The sequence below is a fragment of the Agrobacterium tumefaciens genome (genome assembly GCA_025559845.1).
GTDB lineage: Bacteria > Pseudomonadota > Alphaproteobacteria > Rhizobiales > Rhizobiaceae > Agrobacterium.
Genome location: CP048470.1, coordinates 1,042,324 through 1,062,531 on the forward strand (window position 1 = coordinate 1,042,324; position 20,208 = coordinate 1,062,531).

A 20,208-nucleotide genomic window follows, 5' to 3' on the forward strand; every position below is an offset into this window, starting at 1 on the left:
ATGAACGAAACAGCGCCAGTTCAAACGCGAACCGAACATCAACAGCATTCCATACGGCTTTATCTACTCGTCTGGGGGCTGCTCTTCGTCCTCAGCGCCTTTTCCTACATGGTCGATTATCTGGGCATACAGGGTTATCCGCGCTGGTCGCTGATCATCCTCTTCATGCTTCTCAAGGCGGGGCTGATCATCGCAGTCTTCATGCACATGGCATGGGAACGGCTGGCCCTTGTTTACGCCGTTTTACTTCCCCCGATACTGGTGCTGGTTTTCATGGCGCTCATGATGTCGGAGGCGAATTACACACTCTTTACCCGACTGTCCTTCTTCGGCGCCACGCCCTGAATGACGTGAGCGCCGGAGAGGAAAGGCGTTCAATCCCTCAGAGGCGTTCCGGCTCGACGACCTTGCGGTAGAGGTGCCAGGTGGCATGTCCGAGAACCGGTATGACGATGGCAAGACCGGCGAAGAAAACTGCAAAGCCTGCTGCCAGCAGAACTGCCACGATCAGTCCCCACAACATCATTTCGATCGGATTGACGACCACCGCTTTCAACGACGTGTAAACCGCTGCCAAAGCGCCGGTATCGCGATCGAGAAGGAGCGGAAAAGCGACAACCGTGGTGCAGAGCACAATCAGGGCAAAGAAGAAGCCAATCAGGTTGCCATAGAGCATCAACTGCCAACCCTGAGATGTCGTGAAAACATCACTGATAAAGGTCATCAGCGATGCCGGCTGTTCAGGCCCGAACAGGCGGATATAAAGCGCTTGCGCGGTGTACATCCAGGCCACGAAGATCGCGACCAGTAGAGCTCCGACGGCAAGGATCGCCGGGATTGCCGGAGAGTGGCGGACTTCCAGTGCATGTTGCCAGGATGTGTCCATACCGAGTTCGCGCCTACGGCTGATCTCATAAAGACCAATAGCGGCGAAGGGTCCAAGCAGGGCGAAACCCGACATCAGTGGAAATACCAGAGGCAGGGCATTGGCGCCGGACGTCCAGCGCGCCAGCACGATGCCGGCAACGGGGTAAATCAGGCAGAGAAAAACATAATGAGACGGCTTGTCCCAAAAATCATCCAAGCCTTCTTTAAGCGCTGCGAAGACATCCGAAACACTGATGCGTCTGACATTCGGGAAGACGGCGTTATCGCGCCCACCCGCAATCACATGAAAATGCGCCATGACGTTTCCTCCCGATTACGCCTTGGCAGCAACGGTCAACAGGCATTCCCGCGCATAAACCGGGACCAATGGACCGAAACTGCACGTCTCTCCAGTATACGCCCCTTGGCGAAATCTGAACAGAGGCCCAAGGGATCGGCAATGGGATCGGTGACCAGGAAGGCAGTGTCCGCTGCTTCATCGCTATTCTTGGCGATCGACAAAGGGCCGTCTTTGCATAAAGACGGCCCCTCCGTTTTGCTTAGCGTTTATGTTGTCCGATAAGCTGCTCCATCATTGTCATCTCTTCGGCCGTCAGGTCCTGCAGCGGTGAACGAACAGGACCTGCGTCGAAGCCTTGCAGTCGTACACCAGCCTTGACGGCGGAGACGGCATAACCCTTGGCACGGTTACGGATGGCCATGAAGGGATAGAAGAAGTCGATGAGGATCGTTTCGCACTTGGCCCGCTCCCCGGCGCGAAGCGCTTTGTAAAACTCGACCGCAAGTCCCGGCACGAAATTGAAGACGGCCGAAGAATAGGTCGTGAAGCCAGCACCGAGATAGGCTTCGGCGAAAAGCTCTGCCGTTGGCATACCACCGAGGTAGGTGAGGCGATCACCCATCTTCGCGGTAATCTGGCGGACAAGACCGATATCACCTGTCCCATCCTTGAAGCCCACGAGGTTTTCGCACTCGTCACAAAGTCGCGCCAGCGTATCGGCCTGCAGAACGGAATTATCGCGGTTATAGACCATGACCCCCATCCCGGTTGCCTGGCAGACCGCCTTGATGTGACGGTAGAGACCTTCCTGTGGCGCATCGATCAGATAATGCGGCAGCAATAGAATGCCATCGGCGCCTGCCTTCTCCACGGATTTGGCAATCGAGACCGCGATCTCCGTACCATAACCGCAACCGGACACAATTGGCGTCTTGCCGGCGGCATCCTTGGCGACACGCACGATTTCAGGGATTTCTTCCGGTGTCAGCGAGAAAAACTCGCCTGTCCCGCCGGCAGCAAACAAGGTTGCCGCCTCGAAGCCGGAGAGCCAGTTCACATGCTCTGCGTAACTCTTGGGGTTAAATCGTCCTTCCTGATCGAAATGCGTGACCGGAAAGGACAAAAGCCCAGCACCGAGCGCATGTTTCAGGTCTTGAGTTTTCATGGTGTACCTCCTCTTGTCCGGGTGCGACGATCGCCACCCATCCCTCTGTTTTGTTTTTGGGATCTGCGCCTCAGGATTCCAGCGACTGAACCATGGCTGCGAGCCGTTCACAGGCACCGATAAGTTCCTGATCGGATGCCGCGATGGAAAGGCGGATGTAACCGGGTGCGCCAAACGCCGCGCCAGGCACGCTCGACAGACCGAATTGCTGTAATAGGCAAGCGGCGAAAGCCGTGTCGTCTTTGACGACATCACCGTTGGATGTCTTGCGGCCCAGCAGTTTCTGGACGCCAATGAAAGCGTAAAAAGCGCCATCGGGAGGAGTGAAATCGATACCGTCGATTTCGGCCAGGCGCTCAGCGACGACTTTTGCCCTCCCGGCAAAGGTCTTTGCCCCCTGCCCAACAAAACTCTGATCTCCCGTCAGCGCCGCAAGCGCTGCCGCTTGCGCGATGGGGGATACACAGGAAACGCTTTGCGATTGCATCTTGTTGAGTGCGGCGATCAACGGCTTCGGTCCTGCCGCATATCCAAGCCGCCAGCCGGTCATGGCGTAGGCCTTGGATACGCCGTTGACGATCAAGGTTCGATCTCGCAGTTCCGGGCAAGCCTGTCCGAAAGAGACGAAACTCGTGTCCCGCAAAAGGACATGCTCGTAGATTTCATCGGAAACGACGAGAACACGCGGATAACGGGCGAGCACGGCTGCGAGCTGACGATATTCCTCGGCAGAATAGATGGCACCAGTTGGATTAGAAGGCGAGTTCAGCATCAACCAACGGGTTTTCGGCGTTATCGCCTCTTCCAGTTGCTTGGCAGAAATTTTGAACCCTGACGCGGCACCACAGCCAACATAAATAGGCTCGCCACCGTGCAAGGATACGATGTCGCCGTAGGAAACCCAACAAGGCGTTGGAATAATGACCTCGTCGCCTGGTTCAAGGGTTGCGAGAAAGACATCAAAAAGGATCTGTTTGGCACCATTGGCAACCATGACCTCATCGACCGTGTAGTCCAGGCCGTTCTCGACCTTGAACTTGCGTGAAATCGCCTGACGCAGATCGACCATGCCGGCGGGCGCTCCGTATCGAATGCCGCCTTTGCGGATCGCTTGCATGGCCGCTTCAGCAACATGCTCAGGCGGTTCGAAGTCGGGTTCTCCGAGCGACAGATCGATAATATCGCGCCCTTCCGCCGCCAGCTTCTTCGCGGCCATGGCAATCGCCATGCTGGGCGACGATTTAATGCCTGTCGCGCGATTGTTCTCGAAACTCATTGTGGTTTCCTTGAATTCTGACGTGAGTTTGATGCCGGACGAGGCTTTCGTCTCGCCCGACATCACCGGGAGAACTATTTCGAAATGACGTAGTCGAAGGCACTGTCGCGTTCGGCGGCAGCGGCCTCACGCTTGTCGACCGGGCCATAACCACCACCGCCTGGAAGCTGCAGGATCAGCCGCCGGCCCGCCGGCACATGCTGGCGACCCTTGGACGCAAGACGGGTGCCGTCATCGAGAAGCACCGCACCCGCAGCACCATTTTCGCCACCCTCTCGGCCGCGTGGCGGATGATCGATACGATCGAACATCGCGTTGAAATGCATCTCGTGACCATCAGTCGGAGAGATCTCGACCACCTGACCAAGACCACCGCGAAACTGACCGGCACCGCCGGAACCGTCGCGCAACTCCTTGCGCCAGAAGATCACCGGACCGACATGCTCTGTGGCTTCGATAGACATCGAATGAACGCCGCTCGGGAATGCCGTCGCACTCAGGCCGTCGAGGGTCGAGCGGGCACCTGCGCCACCGCTATTGAAGAGCAGGACTTCGGCGCGCTGGCCACCATCTGCCGGCGCCTTTTCACCTTGCAACGGGCGCACGCTGACATGGAGGTTCCAGAGAGCACCCGCCCCTTCCGCCGGAACGCGGCCTGGCAGCATCTTGTGCACGGCCCCAAGCACGGCATCCGGGACGAGATGGCCGAGGACGTGACGAACGGACACCGGTGCGGGGTGCTGCGCGTTCAGAATGCAGTCCTTCGGTGCCGTCGTACGGAACGGCAGCAATGACGCGTGATTGTTTGGAATTTCAGGTGCGAGCGAGCATTTCAGACCATAGCAAGCGTAGGCAGCCGAGTAGATGATCGGGCAATTGATGCCCTTAGGGCTCGGTGGCGACGTCCCCTCGAAATCGGCGAGGATGTGATCTTCGGCAACATCGAGACGCACGGCGATGTCGATCGGAGAGCCATATCCATCCACGCGCATTACGTTGGAGTAAGAGCCCTTCGGCAGCGCGGCGATACGCTCTATGGTCGCATCATAACTGCGTTTGAAAATGAACTCGCCCAGCGTTTCCAGATCCGCGAGATCGAATTCGTCCATCATGTCCATCAGACGGCGATGGCCGATTTCATTGCATGCTGCGAGTGAGTAAACGTCGCCCACCACCTGGTGGCTCTCACGAACATTGTTGCGAAGAATATTGACGAGATCCTTGTTGACCTTGCCCCGCTCCGCGAATTTCATGATGGGAACAAAGATCCCCTCTTCGTACACCTCGTTCGCGTCCGGTCCGAAGCCTCGGCCACCCACGTCGACCACGTGCGCCGTGCAGGCGAAGTAACCGACCAGTGCGCCGTTGCGGAAGCTTGGCGAAACCACCGTGAAGTCGTGCAGGTGGCCTGTGCCCTTCCACGGGTCATTGGTGATGTAGACATCGCCTTCGAAGATGTTTTCGGGTCCGATATCGCGAATAAAATGCCCGACGGCTTCCGCCATGGCGTTGACGTGGCCGGGCGTTCCGGTCACCGCCTGAGCAATCATCTTGCCACCACGGTTGAATACACCTGCGGAAAGATCGCCCGATTCACGGACGCTGGTGCTGAAAGCGGTGCGGATAAGCGTCACGGCTTGTTCTTCGACGACGGAGATCAAGCGGTTCCACATGATCTGCATGTGGACTTCGGAAAGTGCGTTGGTTGTCATGGGTCTGTCCTCCGTTCAAGCGCTCTGCTTGACGCGTACGAGCAGGCAGCCATCGGCCTGCATGATGACTTCGCGGCTCGCGGTGATGATGGTTGAGGTCTCGCGTTCGGTGATGACGGCAGGCCCGCTCACCCAGTCGCCAGCCTTCATGTCGTTGCGGGAGACAATCGCAGCGTTCTGGAAGCGGCCTTCCTGAACATCGAATATTTCGCGCGTGCCGCGGGCTTTCGCTTCCCCGGCCTTTGCCGTCTTGCCGATCCGGTCGGGTGGCGCGACTTTTGAGGTGGCGCGAAGCGACCAGCTCACGATTTCGACGTCGAGACCGTCGATCACGCGGCCGAAGAACTTCTCATATTGCTCGTTGAAGAGGTTGCGGAACACCTCGCCATCGGCATCGACATAATCACGGACAGCAATCGTCACCGGCACTTCCCAGCCCTGACCAACATAGCGCATGTATGCCGTGCACTCGAGATCGGGGTCGGCATCCGGAGCACCGGAACGGACGAATGAAGTTGCTTCAGCAATCAGATCCGAGATCGTCTGGTTGATCGCTTTGGCTTCGAAGCGGCTGAGGCGGCTATAGGCACTGCGCACGGATTCAAAACCGAACGGCGCGCGTAGGAAGCCGATGGCCGAGCCGACACCGGCGCCCGGCGGAATGAGCAGTTCCGACATGCCAAGCTTTTCGCAAAGGCGCGCGGCATGGATGGGAGCGGCACCGCCGAAAGCGATCATGGTGAATTCGGAGAGTTCCTTGCCGTTTTCCACCGCATGCATACGCGCGGCATTGCTCATGTTCTCGTCCACGACTTCACTAAGCCCGTAGGCAGCCGTAGAAATGTCGGTCTCGAGCTTGGAAGCAATATCGGTCTGCATGGCCTTGTCGGAGGCCGGACGGTCGAGCTTCATTGCGCCACCTGCGAACTCATCCGGGTCAAGTCGGCCAAGGATCAGGTCCGCATCGGTGACTGTCGGGTTCTCACCGCCACGGCCGTAGCAGGCCGGGCCTGGTTCGGAACCGGCACTGTGCGGCCCGACGCGGATCTGACGCATGCTGTCGATGGTGGCGATCGAGCCACCGCCTGCACCGATCTCGACCATTTCAATAACCGGAATGGAAATCGGCATGCCGCTGCCCTTCTTGAAGCGCCAGGTACGCGCCACTTCGAAGGTTTTCGAGGTCTTGGGTGTCTGCTTTTCAATCAGGCAAATCTTGGCCGTGGTGCCCCCCATGTCATAGGAGAGAACCTGATCGAGACCATAGCTGCTGGCAATATGGGCAGCGAAGATTGCACCACCGGCCGGACCGGACTCCAGAAGGCGGACAGGGAATTCAATGGCGCTTTCGACGCTGATGATGCCGCCACCGGAGTGGATCATGAAGACCGGGCAACGTGTCCCCTCTTCCGTCAGGCGACCGACAAGGCGGTTCAAATAGGACGCCATCAGCGGCTTGACGAAAGCGTTGGCGCAGACGGTATTAAACCGTTGGAACTCACGCATCTGCGGAGACACTTCCGACGAAACCGATACCGAAATATCGGGCTTCTTGGCCAGAAGCCGATCGCGAACCGCGATTTCATGCGCTCCGTTCAGGTAGGAATGGATAAAGCCGATCGCCACGCTTTCGTAACCGGCGGCGATGATGTGGTCGCAAAGTGCGTCCACTTCGGCAAGGTCGAGCGGCTTCAGCACCGAGCCATCAGCGCCGATACGTTCGTCGATGACGAAACGCTCATTGCGCGGGACGAGTGGTGCCGGCAGGACGATATTCAGATCATACTGCTCGAAGCGGCTTTCCGTGCGCATCTCGATGACATCGCGAAAGCCCTTAGTGGTGATGAAAGCCGTGCGCGCACCGCGTCGCTCGATCAGCGCATTGGTCGCAAGCGTGGTGCCGTGAATGATCGTATCGATCTCGGACAGATCCACGCCGGCAACGTCTGCCACTTGGCGAATACCTTTGACGATCGCGTTTTCCGGATAGGAATAATCGGTCAGAACTTTGATCGAATGGAGAGTGATGCCTACCTCCATCGCAACGTCGGTGAAGGTGCCACCGATATCGACACCGACCCTGATCTGCTTGCCATCTTTCGCCATTTCTTGACTATGCTCCATAAGCGAGCTGTTGATGCGCCGGCCTTGCGAAAGCTCAATTTTCGACATGCCGGGGGCATTCTCCGCACGCGTTGCGACGGAGGCCAAAGCTCTTCAGTTGTTGATTTGCGGGTGCCCTGCGCGGCGGTGTCAGCGGCCGCGCAGGTCTTGGTCGTTATTGCTTGCCGGTGAAATCGACACCTGGCAGGGTTGTCGGGAGTTTGGCGCGATCAACGCCGATCCATTTCTTGTAAAGTTCGTCGAGCGAGCCATCAGCCGTGTGCTTGGTCACGAAATCCGTGAGAAACGCGAGCATCTCCTCGTCACCCTTGCGTACAGCCATACCCTGGAAATTGTCGGAGACCTTGTACTTGCGCTCGAACTGGGCATCGTAACCGGCCTGCTTGATGACAAGGCCGTAGGTGATGCTGCCAAGGATCGCATCGACCTGACCGGATAGAAGCGCCTGCACCGTCGTCGCATCATCATCGAAACGCTTGATTTCGGTGTTCGGCGGCGCGACCTTGACCAGCAGAGGATCGAACGCGCTGCCGCGATTGACGCCGATCACAAACTTTCCGAGATCCTCGTTGGCCTTGATCGCCGCGTCCTTCTTGCCCCAGACAGTGATGTCGTTCGACGAGTAGGGAATGACGTACTGGATGACCTTGGCGCGTTCCTCGGTGATCGTCATGGACGGCACGAGGAAATCGACGTTGCCGTTGACCAGCAGAGGAATGCGGTTCTGGCCGGTGATGCGCTCGAACTTCGCCTCGACGCCGAGTTCCTTGGCAATCATCTTTGCGATCTCGATATCGAAGCCGTCATTCTGGCCCTTCGGATCGATGAAACCCCACGGGAACTGATCCATCTGTACGCCGATTGTCGCCGTGCCCTTGGCCTTAAGTTCCTCAGGCGTCACGGCCAGCGCGGCGGTTGCAAAGGACGTTGCGGCGAAAAGCATGGCGGCAAGGCCGCTGCCGACTTTCGAACGCGAAGGGGTCAATGCTGTATTGGACATGTGGTCACCTCTGGTTTGGTTTTTTGTCATGCGTTCTTGTTTTACCGAGCGGCGTTCAGACGCCTTTCGATCCGTGCGCTGCAGTAGGTCAGCGGTATGCAGATGAGGAAGTAGATGAGTGCGACCGCCCCGTAGACCTGCAATGGCTGGAAGGTGATGTTCGCCATAAGCTGGCCCGAGCGGGTCAATTCCGTCAGACCCAGCAATGCTGCAAGCGCAGTTCCTTTCACCAGGTTGACGAGGAAGCTGATGGTCGCTGGCAGGCCGATGCGAAACGCCTGCGGCAGGACGATGTCGACCATGCGGTGAGCGTAACTGATGCCCAGGGCACGTGCCGCCTCGCTTTGTCCATCAGGGACGGCCTGAATGCTGCCACGCCAGATTTCGCCGAGAAATGCGCTGGTATGCAAAGACAAACCAATTGTCAGCGCCACCCAGACATCAACTTTGAAGCCAAGCAGCGGCAGGCCGAAATAGACAAAGAAAAGCTGGATTAGCAGCGGTGTCCCCTGAAACACCTGAATATAGGCAGTCATCAGGATGCGCAGCATCTTCCATTTGCTGGTACGCCCGAGCGCCACGGCGAGCCCTAGCGCGCCACCAACAGTAAAAGCCAGAAGCGACAGGACAACGGTCCAACGCGCACCTTCCAGCAGAAACAGGAATTCTCCCCAACCAAATTGACGGATCATCGCGTTGCCTCACTTTACCGGATAGGAGAAATAGACCCGGCCAATCATGCCGAGAGCGACGGAGAAGAACTGCGAAAGCACCAGATAGATGACGCCGAGGGCGAGATAGATCTCGAAGCTGCGGAACGTCTGGGAATCCAGCGTCTGGGCAAAATAGGTCAGTTCTTCCGCGGAAACCGAAGACATCAGGCTCGAATTCAGCATCAACAGAATGAACTGGCTGCAGAGCGCCGGGTACACCGCCCGTATCGCCGGGCGAAAGACGATGAAACGATAAATGTCGATGGTGTGAAGGCCGAGTGCTCGGCCCGCCTCGACCTGGCCGGCGCGAATGGACTGGACACCGCCACGAACGATCTCCGCCGCATAGGCCGCGCAATTCAGCGTCATGGCAAGGATCGCCGCCTGCTCGCCGCTCAACCGGATGCCGATCGCCGGCATGCCGAAGAAAACGAAGAACACCTGAACAAGGATCGGCGTGTTGCGGATCAGTTCGATGTAACCGATGGCGATGGCCCGCAACGTGGGCTGCTGGCTCATGCGCATCAACATGAACACGATACCGAGGCTCAAGCCGAATATCATCGATAGGGACGACATCTTCAGCGTGCCAATCACGCCATCGACAAAGATCGGCCAGGCGGCGAAGACGGGAGCGAAATCGAATGTATAATTCATCGGCCGCTCCTTAGTGATTGAGGATCTGGCTGAGGAACGTCTTGGTCCGCTCGTGGCTCGGATTGCTGAAGAACACGTCCGGCTTGGCGCTTTCGATGATTTCGCCACGATCCATGAAGATGACGCGGTGCGCGACGGCGCGTGCGAAACCCATTTCATGCGTCACACAGATCATGGTGATGCCGTCGTCCGCCAACGAAATCATCGTATCGAGCACTTCCTTGACCATTTCCGGGTCAAGCGCCGAGGTTGGCTCATCGAACAGCATGATCTTGGGATCCATGCAGAGCGCCCGGGCAATCGCCACGCGCTGCTGCTGGCCACCGGACAATTGCGCCGGGTACTTCTGAGCCTGTTCTGCGATATGCACCCGCTCGAGGTAACGCATCGCCTTATCCTTTGCCTCGGCGACAGATGCCTTGCGAACCCGGCGCTGCGCCAGCATGCAGTTTTCAAGAACGGTCAGATGGGGGAAAAGATTGAACTGCTGGAAAACCATGCCGACATCGCGGCGAATGTGATCGGCATTGTTGCCCTTATGCCCAAGCTCGGTACCGTTGACGACAATTGTACCTTCCTGGATTTCCTCCAGGTGATTTATACAGCGGATCAGCGTGGACTTTCCCGAGCCGGACGGGCCGCAGAGCACAATATGCTCACCCCGAGCGACGTTGAGGTCAATGCCTTTGAGGACATGCAGTGGACCATACCACTTGTTGACGCCGATCATCTCAATGGTTTTTTCCGACATGCTGGACCGGTTCATGGCCAGTTTCCCCTTTTTGTTCTCAAGCTTTTGGTGCGATTTCGAATATGGCGTCGACCTCGACAGACGATCCACGCGGCAACGATCCGGCACCGAGCGCCGTACGGGCATGGCGCCCCTTGTCTCCAAATATCTCGACAAGCAGATCAGAGGCGCCGTCGATCACGGCCGGATGGCCCTTGAAATCTGGCGGAGCGTTGACGAAACCTCGAAGCTGGGCGCAGGCGACAACACGCTCGAGATCGCCTTCAACAGCCTCATTCAACCGCGCCACAAGATTGAGCGCGCAAAGGCGGGCAGCCTGATAACCGTCTTCAGGAGAGATATCCTGACCAACGACGCCGACATAATGCTCAACGCCGTCGATCCTGGGGATCTGGCCCGATACAAAAACGAGATTTCCGACAAGCCTGTACGGAATGTAGTTTCCTGAAGCTGGGGCAATCGAAGGCAATACGATACCCAGCTCGGCGAGTCGTGAGGCGACACCAGCCATAGCAGCTTTCCATTTGCTTTTTGAACGCGCGGGCTGCGCGGACCATGTTCCCGGAGCCAGTCGTCATCCCTCCCGTCAGGTCAGGTCGATCGCTGGATCGCTTTTTCTGGAACTAAACATTATTGAAATAGTACCTCCTGTCAATACAAAAACAAGAGATACTATCTCTTTGAAAAAATCGATCCGGACCAATCGTAAGATTATGATATTATACAATTTTAATTATCAGGCCTCGATAATCTCCCGTCGAATATCAAAAGGGTTCATAATTTTTTTCATTTGAACCTCCTGGAAATCGCGATCCAAACGGGCCAAAACAACACACTTCGAGCAAGTGTGCGCACTCTTTATGCGGGAAAACCTACCAATGAGGTAGCATCACTGTCGCAAGTCATGCTACCTTGTCCGCATGAGATGAGTGCCGGAGGAGGCAACGAACGACATGGGTGACTTTTGGATACGCTAACGGGCCGGACCATACAGGCATTAAAAACGCACATCAGGGACAGCCGACTGGAAAACGGCTTCAAGCTGGGTTCGCTGAACGATTTGTCCCAGCAGTTCGGCGTCAGCCGAACGGTCATCCGTGAGGCGGTCGCCGCATTGCGCTCTGACGGAGTTGTCGAGGCACGACATGGTGTCGGCGTGTTCGTGAAAGATGCGCAGCGCATCATTCCTGAAGAACCCGGCACATTCGATGCCGATACCGCGCTTGCACCGCTCTCCCGCCTCAAGACGTCGTTCATGGACCTGCTCGAGTTGAGAATGGCATTCGAGGTCCATGCTGCAGGGCTTGCAGCCGTCAGGCGCTCCTGGGCGCAGGAATCGAATATCTGGAACGCTGCGCGTGAGTTCGAGGCCTCGCTCGAGAATGAATCAGCGCTTGACCATCTCGACTTTGTATTCCACCGCTCGATTGCCGAGGCGACCAACAACGGAGCGTTCATTGAGTTCTTCAGTTTGATGAGCCTGCAAATTCTGCCGCAGCCTGCCTTTTCCAAAGCGCTGAACCCTGCCCTCATCACGCCTGATTATGTTCAGAACACTGTCGTCGAGCATCGCGCGATCTGTGAGGCGATCAGCACCGGCAATTCAGAAAAGGCACGCGAAGCAATGCGTGCGCATTTGAACCGGAGCCATTTGCGCTATCGCGGCTTTTCAGATGGGGGAACCTCACCTCTCAGCAATGTTGCCCGAGAGGAGTGACGGGCCGTTGGAGACCCGCCCCTCTCTCGGCAGCGTCAGAGTGAAGTCCTGATCGCATTCCACGACGCCGCATCAGGTGCCGCCAGAAGATGGCCGCCCGTCATGGTTGGTCTGTACGTCTCGCCCTCCATGGTCGCAGCATGTCCGCCCGCTTCGGCATGGATCAAAACACCTGCTGCGTGATCCCAGGGCTTCAGGCTTTCATTGAGGCAAAAGCTCATCGCGCCGGTTGCCAGCATGCGATATTCCCACGCCGAGCAACGCCATGTCGTGACGCGCAGAAAGTTCAGCACGCGAGTGGCAAGCTTTTCGCGCCGGTCCGGCTCGAACATGTGCAATGGAATGAAACCATGCATCTCCTCAAGCGGTGTCGGTGCAGCAACCGATAGCCGTGTTTGCTTGCCATCCAGAGCCACGTGCCAGGCACCATACCCCCGACGGGCCACCAGAAAATCGCCGAGCACAGGGTAGTGGATAAGACCAGCTATGGTCTCGCCACCGGAAACGATGGCGAGGATGCTGCCGAACATCGGGGTGCCGTGGGCGAAGTGCCAGGTGCCATCGACAGGATCAATTACTGCGGCAAGATCGGCCGCTGCAAGCCGCGACAGAACGGATGCATCGTCAGACACAGCTTCTTCGCCAATGATCGCAATGCCCGGAAAGCGCGCGGTCAGCCGTGCGCTCAGACTCTTTTCTGCCGCGATGTCCGCGTCCGTGACGAGGTCATCGGCCACCGTCTTGGCGCGCATGGCGTCAGCGGTGACGCCGCGAAAACGCGGCATGATCTCAGCCTTTGCCACGTCACGCATATCGTCCATCAACGCAGACATGAGTTCGTCACTAACGGCTTTCATGCCTGCCGCGCCTCGATATAGGCCTTGAGGGCTTCCGGCTGATCCGTCTGAAAAACGCTGATACCGGCATCCATCAAACGGCCCCAGATGCTATCCGGGTCGATCATCGCCTTGTCATCCCGCCATTCGCCGCTTCCAACCTGGTCAAGCGTGTTGATCCACAGAGCCATATTGGCTTCACGGAAGAGATCCCGATTTTCCGCAATCGTTTCGATGCGATCGAAACGCATCTCGCACATGAACGGTTTGATTTCCGAGAGAAGCGCCATGGTGTCGTGAAACTCGCCGGCAGTGAATTTGGCCATGGCCATGAACGGTACGCCGTCGATATTCTGATCCTGTACCCAATCCACTTCATCGCGTGTCATGACGCGTGTTTTCAGATCGACATAAGACGCTGCCTGCATATCGCGTGCGCAAGCAGCGACTTCCGGAAAAAGACCGCGATCCTTGAGATCGAGATCGGCAAAGATGCGACCGCGAATGATCTCCAGCGCCTGCTTCAGGGTCGGGATGCGCTGATCGGACACTGCCCGGCCTTCCCCGCCATCATCTTCGCGGAGCGCAATGGCCTGCAACTCCGCCATGGTGAAAGTTTCTGCATCGCGATCGATACCAGCCATACGTAGCAACGTATCGTCATGCATGATGAACAGTTCGCCATCAACACTTTTGCGAATGTCGAGCTCAACGATATTGGCACCGACAGCGATCGCCCGTTCGATTGCGGCAAGGCTGTTTTCAGGCGCCCCGCGCCAGGCACCGCGATGGGCAACGATGGCGGGAGCACGCTTGGGATCGGCGATGTAGTCCTGGTAATGCGTCATTTTGTTTTCCTTGGAAATGTCCAGGCGACAGCCTGAAAAGAAGGCTTGATCCACGACGCTTCGTCAGCCTGCGGCAGGTCACGAGCATCGGGCCGCCGCGCTTTCGCGCTATGACCGCGAGAAAGCAGGGCTAAAACTATGGTTCAGTGATATTCCTTGATGCCTTCGCACACGATTTCCACCGGCTTCAGGGCACCGGGAATGGCACGACCGGTTTCCCCGTCGAAGAGATGCAGGCGCTCGGCTGAGAACGACAGGGATAGTGTCGACAGCGCGCCAATGTCTACGCCAAACGGGGTCGCAATGCGCAGTTGCTGACCGGCCAGATCCGCCTCGATGATCTCGTGCGAACCAAGATCCTCACGGTAGCGAATTTCCGCTTTGAGAGAACCGCCTGATATGACGACAACATCCTCCGGGCGGATGCCAAGCTGGAAATTGCCTCTACCGTCGTAATTCGCCACGGCCTGCCCGTCCGGCAGGCGCAACGTTGTGCCATCACCCGTCACGTTTAGAACGTTCATCGGCGGCGCGCCGATGAATTTCGCGACGAAGACCGATGCTGGGTGATGATAGATTTCCTTCGGCGTGCCGAACTGCTCAACTCGACCCTTGTTCAGGACGAGAATGCGATCGGCCAATGTCATCGCCTCCACCTGATCATGGGTGACGAAGACACTGGTTGCGCCGATGCGACGATGCAATTCAGCAAGTTCGACACGCATATCGTGACGCAACTGCGCATCAAGGTTGGAAAGAGGCTCATCGAACAGCAAAACGCCGGGCTCGCGAATGATCGCCCGTCCGATTGCGACACGCTGGCGCTGACCGCCCGAAAGCTGGCTTGGCTTGCGGGCAAGCAGATCGGCAAGGCCAAGAGTCTTAGCGACAGTGGCGACCCGCTCTGCACGCTCGGCCTTCGAAACGCCTGCGACCTTGAGACTGTAGGCCATGTTCTGTGCGACGGTCATATGCGGATAAAGCGCATAGTTCTGGAACACCATGGCACAACCACGATGCTTCGGCTCGAGATCCTGGACCTCGCGTCCACCGATCATGATCTTGCCACCGCTGACCCGCTCAAGGCCGGCGATCATCTGCAAAAGTGTGGACTTGCCGCAGCCGGACGGACCCAGAACAACGGTAAACTCGCCCGGTCGCAGGGCCACATCAAGCGGCGGAATGACGACCGTCTTGGCATCATAGGCCTTGGTGACCCCGATGAGTTCGATATCAGCCGCTGCGGCACCTTTAGCAATCGCGGTCATTGGTCATTTCTCCGAGAGAACGAGGCCCTGAACGAGAAAGCGCTGCAAAAGTGCGATCATCGAAAGGGGAATAAGGCATACGAGTACGGCACCGGCCATAATCATCGGGTAATCGGGAACCTGCCCATCATTGTCGGGCACGAGGCGGGCAAGGCCCACCACCGCCGTTTGCATGTCCGGCGTCGAAGCGCCCACCAGCGGCCACAGATACTGCGTCCAGCCGCTGAGAAAGGTCAGGACGAACAGGGAGGCAACACTGGTGCGGGCAAGCGGCAGAAGGATATCGAACAGAAAACGGATCGGCCCTGCCCCATCCATACGCGCCGCCTTGAACAGATCCTTGGGCAGCGTCATGAAAAACTGTCGAAACAGGAAAGTACCCGTTCCATGCGCCACCAATGGCGCGACCAGGCCCAGATGCGTATTGAGCACGCTGAGTTCGAGATGCACCGGTGCGCCGAACATGCTGGTAATGAGGGTATTGAGCCCGGTCACATCCAGCACCGCATTGAGCGGAGAGAAGATGTTGGACGCGACCTGGTAGGTGGTGATCACACGAATATCGAGAGGTAGCATGATCGTTGCAAGGATCAGCGCAAATATCACCCCTGCCCACCGTACGCGGAAATAGACGATCGCATAGGCCGACAGGAACGACAGCGCACACGTGGCGAATGCGTTGGAGAAAGCCACGATCAGGCTGTTGAGCATCTGGACCGGGATGCGCGTGTCTTTGATGACCTTGCCGACATTGGTGAAAAACTCGCCACCCGGATACCAGGCAAGCCCGTTGCGCAGCAGGAATTCATAGGACTGCGAGGCAGTAGACAGCGTGAGATAAAGCGGTCCGACAATATAGACGATCCCGATGAACAGCAGGATGCTGGCAACGATGTTGATGGAGCGTGCATTCTCGATCATTTTTCAGCGCTCGTAGTTGATGCGTCGGCCGATGAAGAGGAACTGGCAGGCCGCGATGAGAATAACGAAGACCATGAGGATCGCGGTCTGCGTGGAAGCACCTGAGAGGTCATACCCCCTGAAACCGTCGACGTAGATCTTGTAGACCATCAGGGTCGTGGAGCCGCCCGGACCGCCACCGGTGATCGTGTCGATCAGGGCGAAGACCGACGTGATGCTTTCGGTAAATTCCAGAACGAACGTCAGAAACAGTTGCGGCATGATGAGCGGAAGCTGCACATCGGCGATACGCCGCCACGGGCCAGCGCCATCCATTGCCGCAGCCTGATACATGGTGTGCGGAATGGACCGCAGACCGGCAAGCAGGATGACGAAATTGAACGGAATGCCGCTCCAGACATGTGCCGCCACCAGCGTGATAAAGGCGTCCGTGCCATCGATACCCGGGTTCCAAAGGCCGGGAAACAGTCCGTTGAGCGGCGCCATGATGCCGACAAACGGATTGAAGATGAAGGCAAAGACAACGCCGATCGAAGCACCAGCGATACCCTTTGGCCAGACGAGAATGTTGCGCGCCGGCAGCGACATGCGGATCTTGCGGTCGGCGGCGATTGCCAGCATCAACGGCACCGCAACGGCAAGCGACGACGCCGTCAACATGAAGATGATCGTCCGCCAGCCGGCAATCCAGAACTCCGGGTCAGACAGGACGCGGGAGAAATTCTCGAATCCAACGAATTGCGAACCGCCGCCGAACGGCTGTTCCAGGTAAAAGGACCAGTAAAAGGCCTGAAAAACAGGCACGTAAAAAAACAGCAGGATCAGCAACATCAGGGGCGCCACCAACAGGATAGGCAGCCAGCGATTGCTGAACAGGAAAGAATCCGACGACATGGAAAAAGTCCCAGAACAGGAGACAGGTGCGGGACGGCACTGCGCCCCACACCGCGGATGCTAGGCTTGGATCAAGGCAGCGTCTTACCCTTGTAGGTCTGCTCGAACCGACGCAGCAACTGGTCGCCACGCGTCTTGGCGTTATCGAGCGCCACCTGCATGGTCTGCCGTCCTGCGAAGGCTTTTTGCGTCTCTTCCATGAAGACTTCGCGGAACTGGACGTAGAAACCGAGGCGAATGCCACGTGTATCTGGCGTCGAGGGCTGATCCATGGACGCCACACCAACCTTCGCAGTGGCATATTTGGGTGAATTTGCCTCGTTGCTTTTGGCAATCTCATCAACGACGTCCGTCGTCACCGGGACGTAGCCGGTCGCCGCGGTGAAGAACATCTGCTGTTCAGGGCGACGCAGGAAGTCGAGGAACGACTTGGCCGCTTCGATCTCGGCCTTGTCATGCCCCTTCATGACATAGATGGACGCACCGCCGACAAAGGTGTTGTGACGCTCGTAGCCCTTGTACATTGGCGCCATATCGACCGTCAGTTCGTATTTGCCCTCAAACGCCTTGGCGGCGGCGGTGTATGAGCCTGATGAACCTTCCATCATCGCGCATTCGCCGGCATTGAAAGCCGCTGCATATTTACCGGCCTTGGTGTCAGCATCCAGCCTGACGAGCCCTTCATTTCGCCACTCGACGAGATTGGCGAGATGCTTGGCGGCAAAGGTCGTGTTGATGACATATTCAGCGTCGAGACCATCATAGCCATTGTGCTTGGTCGCAATCGGCAGACCGTGACGCGCCGAGAACTGCTCCACCACACGCCAGGTGTCGCCATCCGTAACGAAGGGGCATGCATGGCCGGCGGCTTTCAGCTTGCGAGCTGCATCAATAACCTCTTCCCAGTTCGTCGGCGTCTGCATGACGCCCGCCTTCTCCAGTTCCGTCTTGTTCGTGTAGAACAGAAGTGTCGAAGAGTTGTAGGGCTGTGCGAACAGCTTGCCACCGGATGTTTCGTAATAGGCGCGTGCGCCGCCGATGTAATTATCCCACTTCACATCAGGCATCAGATCCTGAACCGGCTCGACGGCATCGGATAACATAAGGTCCAGAGTGCCAGCGTCGAAAAACTGGATGAGAACCGGATGGTTCTTGGCGCGATAGGCGGCGATCGCTTTCTGCATCGACACTTCATAGCTGCCCTGCCCCACACAATTGACCTTGTGCTCATTCTGCGCCGCGTTGAAGGCATCGCACTGCGCCTTTATGGCAGTCTCGACAGGGCCGGTATTGCCATACCAGAACTCAATATTGGTGGCCTGCGCCGCGCTGGCACATCCGAGAAGTGCGACAGTCGCCGCCAAAGTGAACTTTTTCATCATGCCCTCGCTGATTTTGCGGCGAGCCTGTCTGGCCCTGCCTGCGATGGCGGATTACTACACTTTATGTGTAACAATTAGATGACAAAGCAATATGCTTGAAAACACACAACTTTGGTTATAAGTGCTGAAATCAACACGACTGAACGTATGATATAAAATACACTTTATGGGTAAGCCTTTGACGACAATGGGAGCCTATAGCGCAGAAGCCCTGATCCCCGAGCGTTTTCGCCGTACGGGCGAGGTGGATGTTGTATCTCCCAATGAACGGCGGCTGCTGCAGCTCATTTGGCGAAACCCGGGCATCTCGCGTTCGGAAATCACCGGACATACGGATCTCACGCAGCAATCCGTACATCGCATCCTCGACCAGCTATCGGACCGTGGAATTATATTGCTGGGCTCGGCCAAACCGGGAATGGGCCGCGGCCAGCCAAGCCCGATGCTGCGCCTGAACGGGGCGCATGCTTATGCCTGCGGCATCTCGGTCAACACGGATGTGATTGGCATTTGCATTACGGATTTCGCCGGAAAGACCCTGGGCGAGCGCGAAGTAACGCTACGCGAAACAACCATGAGCCAGGCATTGCAGCTCGTGAAACAGCAGGTCAGAGACCTGCAAAGGCAAAACGACCTCAAGGACGAAAATTTCTTCGGGACCGGCTTTGCCATCGCCGGCTACCACATCGATGGCACCCGTCACAATGCACCGCTTCCTCTCCATGAATGGTCGCTGATCGAGCTTGGGCCAATCATCGCCGACCTGTTCGACCGGCCGGCTTGGGTCATCAATGGCGGCAAGTCGGGTGCGATAGCCGAATCCATGTTCGGGGCTGGCCGATTCATCCGGCACTTCGCATATCTGAGTTTCAACTACGGTTTTGGCGGCGGCGTCATCAGCGATGGAGAACTTCTGCAGGGCGGCAACGGCAATGCAGGCGAATTCTCCGGCATGTTCGACGCGGAGGAATCGGAACGTCGCCCGGCGCTCCAATATCTGATCGACCGGCTGAACCGAAACGGCATCAACGTGCCCTCGATCCACTACATGCGCCGAAACTTCGATCGGAACTGGCCAGGCGTCAGCGAATGGCTGGAAGAAACGACGCCCGCCTATAACCGCCTCATCAATGCCATTCGCGCCGTGATCGATCCGCAAGCGATCGTATTTGGTGGCCAGATCCCCCCAGACCTCGCCCGCATGATGATCGACAGATCGAAACTCTTCGACCGCCCACGATATGGCGTTCACCGTCCCGGACCTAAGCTGATCGTATCGGAAATCGCAACCGACGCTCCAGCCATCGGCGCCGCCATCATGCCCTTCCGCCGAACATTTTACTAGCGCAGAACCCGACGTTTCGGCGCCAATGCATTCCCCGTCAAAACAACGGCCTTGCCTGCTGGCGGCGATGGAAATCGGCATGGCACAGAAACATTTCCATGAGCGACGAGAATTTGTGACGCAGATATGAAATACCCCTTGTCAGTCCCGCTATTGATGTTTAAGAGGGGCCCGCACGACGCAAGCGTTGTGCCCGCGGAGAGGTGGCAGAGTGGTCGAATGCACCGCACTCGAAATGCGGCATACGGGCAACCGTATCGTGGGTTCGAATCCCACCCTCTCCGCCATAATCAACGCTAAGGCGTAATTTCCAAACTAATTTGATTCACGGCGTGGTCGCAAAGGTTTTTCCATCAGCCGCACGAACTCACGGTGAGGGCGCAGGCCATCCGTTGATCGACTTAGCCGAATAGCTCTCACATACGGCATAG

The 20,208-nt window shown here is 57.3% G+C and carries 19 protein-coding genes and 1 tRNA gene; 4 read left to right on the top strand and 16 right to left on the bottom strand.

What is annotated here, in order from left to right:
- Positions 1-345: a cytochrome C oxidase subunit IV gene (locus tag FY156_21150; GenBank protein ID UXS04022.1), complete on the top strand. Its 345-nt coding sequence runs from the start codon at positions 1-3 to the stop codon at positions 343-345.
- A 37-nt stretch (positions 346-382) separates the two neighbouring features.
- Here FY156_21150 and FY156_21155 read toward each other — a convergent pair whose 3' ends face one another.
- The 10 genes from FY156_21155 to FY156_21200 all read right to left on the bottom strand — a co-directional run bounded on the left by FY156_21155 (position 383) and on the right by FY156_21200 (position 11,077).
- On the bottom strand, positions 383-1,186 hold the full coding sequence (locus FY156_21155) for a DUF2189 domain-containing protein (GenBank protein UXS04023.1): 804 nt from the start codon (positions 1,184-1,186) through the stop codon (positions 383-385).
- Positions 1,187-1,427: 241 nt separating this feature from the next.
- Positions 1,428-2,333 (bottom strand): 5-dehydro-4-deoxyglucarate dehydratase, encoded by a 906-nt coding sequence (kdgD, locus tag FY156_21160; GenBank protein UXS04024.1) that lies wholly within the window; start codon positions 2,331-2,333, stop codon positions 1,428-1,430.
- A gap of 70 nt (positions 2,334-2,403) precedes the next feature.
- A complete protein-coding gene (locus FY156_21165) occupies positions 2,404-3,609 on the bottom strand; it encodes a pyridoxal phosphate-dependent aminotransferase (protein ID UXS04025.1) in 1,206 nt (401 codons plus the stop codon).
- Positions 3,610-3,683: 74 nt separating this feature from the next.
- A complete protein-coding gene (locus tag FY156_21170; protein UXS04026.1) occupies positions 3,684-5,321 on the bottom strand; it encodes a hydantoinase B/oxoprolinase family protein in 1,638 nt (545 codons plus the stop codon).
- A gap of 15 nt (positions 5,322-5,336) precedes the next feature.
- Positions 5,337-7,427 (bottom strand): hydantoinase/oxoprolinase family protein, encoded by a 2,091-nt coding sequence (locus FY156_21175; GenBank protein ID UXS05183.1) that lies wholly within the window; start codon positions 7,425-7,427, stop codon positions 5,337-5,339.
- Between the two features lie 172 nt (positions 7,428-7,599).
- Positions 7,600-8,445 carry a transporter substrate-binding domain-containing protein gene (locus tag FY156_21180; GenBank protein ID UXS04027.1) on the bottom strand — a complete coding sequence of 282 codons (846 nt, stop codon included), beginning with the start codon at positions 8,443-8,445 and terminating at the stop codon, positions 7,600-7,602.
- 41 nt (positions 8,446-8,486) lie between these two features.
- Positions 8,487-9,137, bottom strand: a complete 651-nt coding sequence (locus tag FY156_21185; protein ID UXS04028.1) for an amino acid ABC transporter permease — start codon at positions 9,135-9,137, stop codon at positions 8,487-8,489.
- A gap of 9 nt (positions 9,138-9,146) precedes the next feature.
- A complete protein-coding gene (locus tag FY156_21190; protein UXS04029.1) occupies positions 9,147-9,815 on the bottom strand; it encodes an amino acid ABC transporter permease in 669 nt (222 codons plus the stop codon).
- A 10-nt stretch (positions 9,816-9,825) separates the two neighbouring features.
- Entirely contained in the window at positions 9,826-10,566 is a 741-nt protein-coding gene (locus tag FY156_21195; GenBank protein UXS05184.1) for an amino acid ABC transporter ATP-binding protein, read from the bottom strand.
- A gap of 37 nt (positions 10,567-10,603) precedes the next feature.
- A complete protein-coding gene (locus tag FY156_21200) occupies positions 10,604-11,077 on the bottom strand; it encodes a RidA family protein (protein ID UXS04030.1) in 474 nt (157 codons plus the stop codon).
- Between the two features lie 453 nt (positions 11,078-11,530).
- Here FY156_21200 and FY156_21205 point away from each other — a divergent pair, with 453 nt between their 5' ends.
- A complete protein-coding gene (locus FY156_21205; GenBank protein UXS04031.1) occupies positions 11,531-12,283 on the top strand; it encodes a FadR family transcriptional regulator in 753 nt (250 codons plus the stop codon).
- Positions 12,284-12,318: 35 nt separating this feature from the next.
- Here FY156_21205 and FY156_21210 read toward each other — a convergent pair whose 3' ends face one another.
- From FY156_21210 to FY156_21235, 6 genes are all read right to left on the bottom strand, one after another.
- Positions 12,319-13,140, bottom strand: coding sequence for an inositol monophosphatase (locus FY156_21210; GenBank protein ID UXS04032.1), 822 nt, complete (start codon positions 13,138-13,140; stop codon positions 12,319-12,321).
- Entirely contained in the window at positions 13,137-13,967 is an 831-nt protein-coding gene (locus FY156_21215) for a glycerophosphodiester phosphodiesterase family protein (protein ID UXS04033.1), read from the bottom strand. Before FY156_21215 ends, FY156_21210 begins: the two co-directional genes overlap by 4 nt.
- A 143-nt stretch (positions 13,968-14,110) precedes the next feature.
- Complete coding sequence (gene ugpC, locus FY156_21220) at positions 14,111-15,235, bottom strand: sn-glycerol-3-phosphate ABC transporter ATP-binding protein UgpC (protein UXS04034.1); 1,125 nt, start codon at positions 15,233-15,235, stop codon at positions 14,111-14,113.
- A 3-nt stretch (positions 15,236-15,238) separates the two neighbouring features.
- Positions 15,239-16,156 carry an ABC transporter permease subunit gene (locus FY156_21225; GenBank protein UXS04035.1) on the bottom strand — a complete coding sequence of 306 codons (918 nt, stop codon included), beginning with the start codon at positions 16,154-16,156 and terminating at the stop codon, positions 15,239-15,241.
- 3 nt (positions 16,157-16,159) lie between these two features.
- On the bottom strand, positions 16,160-17,050 hold the full coding sequence (locus FY156_21230; GenBank protein UXS04036.1) for a sugar ABC transporter permease: 891 nt from the start codon (positions 17,048-17,050) through the stop codon (positions 16,160-16,162).
- Between the two features lie 71 nt (positions 17,051-17,121).
- On the bottom strand, positions 17,122-18,429 hold the full coding sequence (locus FY156_21235) for an extracellular solute-binding protein (GenBank protein UXS04037.1): 1,308 nt from the start codon (positions 18,427-18,429) through the stop codon (positions 17,122-17,124).
- Positions 18,430-18,619: 190 nt separating this feature from the next.
- On the opposite strand from FY156_21235, the gene FY156_21240 reads away from it, so the two are divergent.
- Positions 18,620-19,777, top strand: coding sequence for an ROK family transcriptional regulator (locus FY156_21240; GenBank protein UXS05185.1), 1,158 nt, complete (start codon positions 18,620-18,622; stop codon positions 19,775-19,777).
- Positions 19,778-19,974: 197 nt separating this feature from the next.
- A tRNA-Ser gene (locus tag FY156_21245) sits at positions 19,975-20,064 on the top strand.
- The last annotated feature ends 144 nt before the right edge of the window (positions 20,065-20,208 follow it).

What these genes read in the sequence shown, in the direction of transcription:
- FY156_21150 (UXS04022.1), top strand. Translation starts at nt 1, where the DNA reads ATGAACGAAACAGCGCCAGTTCAAACGCGAACCGAACATCAACAGCAT.
- FY156_21155 (UXS04023.1), bottom strand. Translation starts at nt 1,186, where the DNA reads ATGGCGCATTTTCATGTGATTGCGGGTGGGCGCGATAACGCCGTCTTC.
- kdgD (UXS04024.1), bottom strand. Translation starts at nt 2,333, where the DNA reads ATGAAAACTCAAGACCTGAAACATGCGCTCGGTGCTGGGCTTTTGTCC.
- FY156_21165 (UXS04025.1), bottom strand. Translation starts at nt 3,609, where the DNA reads ATGAGTTTCGAGAACAATCGCGCGACAGGCATTAAATCGTCGCCCAGC.
- FY156_21170 (UXS04026.1), bottom strand. Translation starts at nt 5,321, where the DNA reads ATGACAACCAACGCACTTTCCGAAGTCCACATGCAGATCATGTGGAAC.
- FY156_21175 (UXS05183.1), bottom strand. Translation starts at nt 7,427, where the DNA reads ATGGCGAAAGATGGCAAGCAGATCAGGGTCGGTGTCGATATCGGTGGC.
- FY156_21180 (UXS04027.1), bottom strand. Translation starts at nt 8,445, where the DNA reads ATGTCCAATACAGCATTGACCCCTTCGCGTTCGAAAGTCGGCAGCGGC.
- FY156_21185 (UXS04028.1), bottom strand. Translation starts at nt 9,137, where the DNA reads ATGATCCGTCAATTTGGTTGGGGAGAATTCCTGTTTCTGCTGGAAGGT.
- FY156_21190 (UXS04029.1), bottom strand. Translation starts at nt 9,815, where the DNA reads ATGAATTATACATTCGATTTCGCTCCCGTCTTCGCCGCCTGGCCGATC.
- FY156_21195 (UXS05184.1), bottom strand. Translation starts at nt 10,566, where the DNA reads ATGTCGGAAAAAACCATTGAGATGATCGGCGTCAACAAGTGGTATGGT.
- FY156_21200 (UXS04030.1), bottom strand. Translation starts at nt 11,077, where the DNA reads ATGGCTGGTGTCGCCTCACGACTCGCCGAGCTGGGTATCGTATTGCCT.
- FY156_21210 (UXS04032.1), bottom strand. Translation starts at nt 13,140, where the DNA reads ATGAAAGCCGTTAGTGACGAACTCATGTCTGCGTTGATGGACGATATG.
- FY156_21215 (UXS04033.1), bottom strand. Translation starts at nt 13,967, where the DNA reads ATGACGCATTACCAGGACTACATCGCCGATCCCAAGCGTGCTCCCGCC.
- ugpC (UXS04034.1), bottom strand. Translation starts at nt 15,235, where the DNA reads ATGACCGCGATTGCTAAAGGTGCCGCAGCGGCTGATATCGAACTCATC.
- FY156_21225 (UXS04035.1), bottom strand. Translation starts at nt 16,156, where the DNA reads ATGATCGAGAATGCACGCTCCATCAACATCGTTGCCAGCATCCTGCTG.
- FY156_21230 (UXS04036.1), bottom strand. Translation starts at nt 17,050, where the DNA reads ATGTCGTCGGATTCTTTCCTGTTCAGCAATCGCTGGCTGCCTATCCTG.
- FY156_21235 (UXS04037.1), bottom strand. Translation starts at nt 18,429, where the DNA reads ATGAAAAAGTTCACTTTGGCGGCGACTGTCGCACTTCTCGGATGTGCC.
- FY156_21240 (UXS05185.1), top strand. Translation starts at nt 18,620, where the DNA reads ATGGGAGCCTATAGCGCAGAAGCCCTGATCCCCGAGCGTTTTCGCCGT.